Origin of the sequence: Mesorhizobium sp. M8A.F.Ca.ET.021.01.1.1, from assembly GCF_003998025.1 — a bacterium.
GTDB lineage: Bacteria > Pseudomonadota > Alphaproteobacteria > Rhizobiales > Rhizobiaceae > Mesorhizobium.
Map to the genome: position 1 here is coordinate 1 of NZ_RZSJ01000318.1, position 6,875 is coordinate 6,875.

Consider the following 6,875-nt stretch of genomic DNA (forward strand, 5'->3'; position numbering starts at 1 on the left):
GGGAGTATTCGGTACGGTTGGTGAGGCCCCTGTCGAGCAGGCTGGTCTTGATGCCGAGTTCTTTCTTGACGACTTCGGCTTGTTGCTGAATGGCCTGTTTCTGGGCCTGCAATCCCACCACCGACTGCCGGTGCATGGCGACCCGTTGTGCCAGGATCGATTGTTCCGACCGGAACCGGGCGAGCCTGGCGTCGAATTCCTTTTGCTGTTCTCGAATCAGGATCTCGAAATCCGGCTGGAAAGGTTCCGGCGCCGCTTTGGCGATTGGCGCCAGCCTGTCCAACCCGTCGCGTTCCGCCTCCAGCCGCGCCGCACTTGCCCTGAGCGCGATCGACTGTCGCGTCAGCCGGTTGAGCTCGGCCTGCGCGGCCGTTGGATCCAGCACGACCAGATCCTGGGCCAGTTGCACGCGATCGCCTTCATGGACCAGCAGTGCCTGGACGATACCGCCCTCGCGATGCTGGATCTGGATGTTTCCGCCGGTTGCCGAGATCGTGCCTTGGGTGATCACCGCGCCCGACAAGGGGGCGCTGACGGCCCAGTAGCCGAAGCCGCCCGCCAGCAGCGCCATGGCTGCATAACCGGTAAGCGCCACGCGTCTTATGTCGGTGCGTGGCTGGCCGTCCAAGGCGATGCTCTGTGTCGTCATCTCACGATCCGAAACTGCCACCCGCGCGGATCGTCGGGACGAACGACCCGGTCACCACCGTGCTCTGCTGGACGCCCTTGCCGATGACCGAGCGCCGCAGCATCTCGCTGCTTGGGCCGAAGGCTTCGATCATGCCGCCGCGCAAAAGCATCACGCGATCGCAAGCAGCCGCGATCGAAGGCTGATGGGTGATCACGATGACCGTGACGCCCGCCGTCCGCGCGGCCGAAAGCGCCGCCTCTAGCGCGGCCTCGCCGCTACCATCGAGATGGGAACTGGGCTCGTCGAGCACCAGGAGCCGCGGATTGCCGTAGAAGGCGCGCGCCAACCCGATCCGCTGGCGCTCGCCGCCCGACAACGCCCTGTCCGACGGGCCGATCATGGTCTGGTAGCCGTCGCGCTGCGCCAGGATCAGCTCATGCACCTGGGCGCGCCTTGCCGCGTCCACGATGGCGGCATCGTGCGCCTCCGGGTCGAAGCGGGCGACGTTCTGCGCGATCGATCCCGGAAAGAGCTCGACCTCCTGCGCGAGGTAGCCGACATGCTTTCCGAGCTGGCTTTCGTCCCAGGTCCCGAGGTCGGCGCCGTCGATCCTGATTGAGCCGCCGGTCGGCCAGGCGGCACCCACGAGCAGCCGCGCCAGCGTCGATTTGCCGGCGCCGCTTGGGCCGACGATGGCCAACGCCTCGCCCGCGCCGATCGCGAAATTCAGCCGCTTGAGGATGGGCTCGGTGCCGGGCCGGGCATTCGGCGCCATGAAGAAAACATCCTGCGCGGAAATCGCGCCTGCCGGATCGGGCAGGATCAGTTTTCGCGGCTCGGCCGGACGCGCCGCAAGCGCCTTCTCCAGCCGCGTCCACGCGCGCCGGGCGTCGGCGATCTGCCGCCAGGCGCCGATCAGCTGGTCGAGCGGCTGCAGCGCGCGCGACGAGACCAGCGACGAGGCGAAGATCATGCCGGCCGTCATCTGCCCTTGAAGCACCAGCCATGCGCCGGCGCCGAGGATCGCCAGTTGCAGCATCATGCGCAACGCCCGCGAGGCGCCGCTGAAGATTGCATTGGCGCTCGAGGAGCGGTCATGGAAGGCGAGCGCCGCCGCTACGTGCCGTCCCCAGACCCGCGAGGCATTTTCCACCATGCCCATGGCGCGCAGCGTCTCGGCATTGCGGGCAAAGGCCTGTTCCGCCTGGCTGGCCAGAGCCGAGCGCTCCGTGGACAAGGCGTCGTTGCGGCCGATGGCGAGCTGGTTGGCCACGACCAGGAAAATCAGAAGCACCGCGCCGGCGACCGTCACCCAGAACAGCACCGGATGGATGAGATAGAGCAACGCAAGGAAGACAGGGGCAAAGGGCAGGTCGAACAGCACCGCCACGCCGCGCGACCTGATGAAGGCGCAGACCGAGGCGAGGTCGCGCAGCGGCGAAAGGCCGCCGGCATATTTTGCGCCAAGCGAAACGGCGAAGGTGCTGGCACCCAGCTTGCGGTCGACGGTCGCCGCGACGCGCTGCGTGTAAACCGCCCGGATCGCGTCCAGCAGCCCGAGGAAGGCGAGCGCGAGAACCGCGATGCCCGAAAGATAGACAAGCGTCTCGACGCTGGAGGACGGCAGCACGCGGTCATAAACCTGCAGCAGGTAGAGTGGAATCACCAGCAGCAGGATGTTGATCAACAGCGAGAAGACGCCGACATCGGCGATGGCACGTATGAACACTGGGCGCAGGCCGGACGGTCCGGTCATTTGCGCATTTCCCGCCGCTGCATGACCCGGGACCTTACACGTGGCCCCCGAATTCGGAACCGCCGTGCAGCGTGCTGCTGGCGATGCTGTGCGTGGCGGTGCTGCTGGTGAGGTGCAGGGCGCTCGCCGGCGCATTGTCCAGCGTATAGGCGCGGATGTAGTCGATCTTCATCTCTGCAGGCGTCGCCAGATGATCGGGAGGCGCGCCGGCAAAGCCGCCGACCGCGAGATCGGCCAGCATGTACATGGGCTTGTTCATGTCGGACGGCGTCGCCGCTTCCGCGACCTGCACACCGTCATAGGTCCAGACGAGCTTGTCCGGTGTCCAGAGCAGGCCGTAGGTGTGGAAGCCGGCGGTATCCATGGTATTCACCGTCGACGAGACCTTGGTGTGCGTTCCCGTTTCATTCGAGTGCGCCGTCATGATCAACGAGTTCGGGTCCTGCCCGCGCGTTTCCACGACATCCAGCTCCGGCGGCCACGAACCGTCTTCCGGCAGCAGCCAGAAGGCTGGCCAGGCGCCGGCGTTCTCGGGCAGGTCGGCCCGCATTTCGAAATAGCCGTAGGTTTGGGAGAAGGTGTCATGCGTGGTGATGATGCCTGACGTGTATTCGTAGTTGTTGATCAGCGGCTTGATGTCGGCCGGCGCCTGCGCGGCGGTGATGGTCAGCACGCCGTTGTTCACGCTGAACGGGTGGACGGAGCTCGTCGGCGCGTAATTGGCGTCGATGTACCATTGCAACTCGCCATTGTTGGTCAACGTGCTGCCGTTGGGCGCTCCCCACGAGAAATTGGTATCCCATGTGCCGCCCTGGTCGTTGTGAAGATTGAGCGAGTTGAACTCGTCGCTGAACGACAGCTTCATTGCCGACATGTCGATCGGCAGTTCGAACTGGCCGGGCTGCATCTTGTCGATGGTCGTGTCCTTGAACTCGAGAATCTCACCGGATCCCAAATTCAACAGCACGTTCGATCCCGCCTGGATCATGTTGGAATGGATGGCGTCGAACGACGTGAACCCATAGCCATTGAGGCGGACCGTGTCGGTGGCGGCAAAATTCGCGATCAGGTCGCTTCCATTGCCCTTCGAGACGATGAACGTGTCGTAACCGCCGCCGCCGTCGATCAGCACATCGTTTCCCGCGCCGCCGTCCAGGGTCTGGTGTCCGACCGTGGCGGTGATGATGTTGTCCAACCCATTTCCGAAGGCATAGTTGTTGGCGTGTGTGACGATGAGGTTCTCGACATTGTCGGGGAGCTTGTAGCTCATCCATGTGCTGATCGTGTCGATGCCTGCGCCAGCCGCCTCCGCCACCTTGTTGCCGGCCCCATAGAGGTAATAGATGTCGTCACCCGTGCCACCATGCATGGTGACGTTGACATTGCCTGCGCCATAGAAGGAGTCATTTCCGGTGCTGCCGTACAAGTCCGGCCCGGATCCCGCCGCCGAGTACCAATGGTTGGAAGCGCCGCTATAGGGAAGAGGAACGCCCACGGCGTTGACGAAGAAGCTCATCGGATAAACCCTTCTCGTGATGCCTGGCCAGTTCGCATCGTTCGATTCCCGCAGGCCGCATCCGGACCAACGTTGCCTTGCACGATATCGTTCCAGGAATTTGCCACATAGTCTGTCATAGCATCGACCATTCGGTGACATTTTCTGAGCGGACAGCACAACAGACCAACATAAAGTCTATGGACCGTAATCACGCGGGCGAAATATTTAATAAAAATTTCATGATGTGCAGAAGTCTACTTGCGGCCCGCCTGATTCAGGTCCGCGGATGAAGCTCTGCTTTTTGGCGAGCCCATACAATTGCCGCTCCGGGAACGAGGTCGAGCAAGGCTGGCGCTTCCACGTCGCCGATCTCGGCGACCGCCGCATCGATGGCGAACCACGCTTTTTGATTACCCGACTATCTCGGCATACTCGTCGATGACGAGAAACGCCTTGTGGACCCTCTCGGGATCCAGGCGCTCATCGACGACCAGATAATGGAAATCCCTGAAGATGCCGATGATGCTTTGCGCGCCGCGAATCTGGCGGCGTGCCTCGAAGGCCGCGCCGCCCGTGCTGGCATATCCCGCCGACCAGTCGACCTGGCCCTCGCCGACGATGAGGCCGACGGCGACGTGGCCACGCGTCGGGGACTGATCGTCCCATCCGCTCCAAGCTATCAACGCTTCATGCGCCTTCATGTCATCGCCTCGCGGCATAAGCATAGGACGCTGGCTTGATGGCTTCAAACGCAAATGAGGGATTTGCAAATTTCAGGCTGAGCACTGCCGGGAGCGGTCCACCGCCGGTCCTGGAAACCATGCCGCGCCCGTTGCGCCCGGCAGTTTCGCCGCCATCCAGCCACACAAGGAATTACTTATATATACTGATTATATGCAGAAAATCTAATGTTGCGTTGAAGTAACGGTAGAAAAAAATCAGTAACGAACGCATCAACTGCGAGACAGGAATCAAACCCGGAGTTAACCTATTGCCGGTTTGGTTCGGCGCGAGCCACCCGAACCGCGACATTCGGCATGGCAGGCAGCAGAGTTTCGAGCGGGGCAGACTGATGAAGGCGAACGGCGGCGCGCTTCGGCGCATTTGGGACGGCACGCTCCTTGCGGGTGTGAACGGCGCGGCGGTCGCCTGCCTGTTTCCAGGGATGGCATCGGCGGCGCAATACGACGTCGCCAGCCTGGGCGAACTCAACAATGCCCTGGCCACGATCACTTCGACGGGTGACCCAACGCCCGTTATCGTCCTGAGGGCCGACATCACGACCAGCATCAACGTCCTGACTTCGACCAGCCCGCTGACGATCGACACGAATGGATACACGCTGACGGCTCCTCAATTCAGCGGTGGACAAGCGGTGATCGTGACCGGAACCGGCAATGTTGTCGGACTGAGTAACGTGGCCGGGCTTGTGGTTAATAATGGGGCTAACGTCACCAATGAGGTATCGGTTGAAGGCGCCTCATTCAGCACTCCGGGCACCACCGGACAAATTGGCGCGAGCGTCATGAACAATTCGACGCTTGCCAACAGCGGCAGCATCGTAGGCGGCAACGGCACCACGGCTGGCGGTCCAGGTGTGCAAGTGAGCTCCGGTGGCCAGTTGATAAACAACGCGGGCGGCACCATTCAGGGAGGTAGCGGTAGCCAAGGACCGGGAGGCATCGGCGTTGCGATTGGGAGTCCCGCCGGCGCGCAGACAAAGCTCACCAACAACGGTACCATCCTGGGTGGCGAGGGTACGACCAGCGGTGGCATCGGCGTAGTGGTGCGCACCAGTAATGTCGGGACGATTATCAACACCGGCAAAATCCAGGGCGGCACCGGGGCGGCCGCAATCATGACCAACAGCGTCGCGGGGTCGCTCAGCATCGTCAACAGCGGCACCGTTAGCGGCGGCGCGGGCGCCAATGCCATTTCTCTTATCGCAGGCTCGACAGGGAGCCTTAAGCTTGAACTTCAGGCCGGTTCGGTGATCGTCGGCAATGTCGTGGGCGGAAGTGGAGCCAATGACGTCCTCACCCTCGGCGGCGACAACTCCGCGGTCCTCGACGGCATGATCGGCGATACCGGCCAGCACCGGAACTTCGACGTACTCGAAAAGACCGGCGCCGGCACCTGGGCGCTGACCGCGGACAACACCGCCACGCAAGCCTGGACGATCTCGCAGGGAACGCTTCAGATCGGCAATGGCGGTACGACCGGCAGCATTCTTGGCAATGTCACCAACAACGGCACGCTGGCCTTCGACCGCTCCGACACCTACACCTATGCCGGCGTCATCTCCGGCAGCGGCGCGGTGAGCCAGATCGGCACCGGCACGACGGTGCTCACCGGTGCCAACACCTATAGCGGTGGAACCACGATCTCCGCCGGCACGCTCTCGGTCTCCGCCGACAACAATCTCGGCGATGCTTCCGGCGGCCTGACCTTCAATGGCGGCGTGCTGCAGGTGACCGGAACCGCCTTCACCGGCACCGACCGCACCATCACCTTGGGGTTGCTGGGCGGCAGCTTCGACATCGCCGACGCCGGTAACGCTTTCACCGCCAGCCAGGCGGTCACCGGCAGCGGCGCGCTGACCAAGCTTGGCGCCGGCACGCTGATCCTGACCGGCGACAGCAACTACGGCGGCGGCACGACGATCTCGGCCGGCACGCTGCAGCTCGGCAATGGCGGCACATCAGGTTCAATCACCGGCAACGTCGCCAACAATGGAACCTTGGCCTTCGACCGCTCGGACACCTATACCTTTGCCGGCACGATTTCAGGCAACGGCGCAGCGATCCAGCAGGGTTCGGGCACAACGATCCTGACGGCCGACAGCAACTACACCGGCGGCACGACGATCTCCGCCGGCACGCTGCAGCTCGGCAATGGCGGCCTGTCGGGTTCGATAACTGGCAACATCACCAACAACGGCACCCTCGTCTTCGACCGCTCCAACGGCTTGGTTCTTGCCGGCGTCATCT

The 6,875-nt window shown here is 63.1% G+C and carries 4 protein-coding genes and 1 pseudogene; 1 reads left to right on the forward strand and 4 read right to left on the reverse strand.

Annotation, left to right across the window (positions count from 1 at the left end):
- From EOA36_RS22265 to EOA36_RS22280, 4 genes and pseudogenes are all read right to left on the reverse strand, one after another.
- Positions 1-649 (reverse strand): annotated as a pseudogene (locus EOA36_RS22265) (biotin/lipoyl-binding protein); the annotation flags it as partial.
- Between the two features lies 1 nt (position 650).
- Positions 651-2,387, reverse strand: a complete 1,737-nt coding sequence (locus EOA36_RS22270) for a type I secretion system permease/ATPase (protein ID WP_127279448.1) — start codon at positions 2,385-2,387, stop codon at positions 651-653.
- A 34-nt stretch (positions 2,388-2,421) separates the two neighbouring features.
- The gene (locus EOA36_RS22275) at positions 2,422-3,903 is read right to left on the reverse strand and encodes a family 16 glycosylhydrolase (protein ID WP_127279449.1); all 1,482 of its coding nucleotides are present in this window, start codon (positions 3,901-3,903) and stop codon (positions 2,422-2,424) included.
- Positions 3,904-4,295: 392 nt separating this feature from the next.
- Positions 4,296-4,586, reverse strand: a complete 291-nt coding sequence (locus tag EOA36_RS22280; RefSeq protein ID WP_127279450.1) for a hypothetical protein — start codon at positions 4,584-4,586, stop codon at positions 4,296-4,298.
- A 371-nt stretch (positions 4,587-4,957) separates the two neighbouring features.
- Here EOA36_RS22280 and EOA36_RS22285 point away from each other — a divergent pair.
- Positions 4,958-6,875, forward strand: a 1,918-nt coding sequence (locus EOA36_RS22285; protein ID WP_189553308.1) for an autotransporter-associated beta strand repeat-containing protein, incomplete at its 3' end; no start/stop codon positions are given.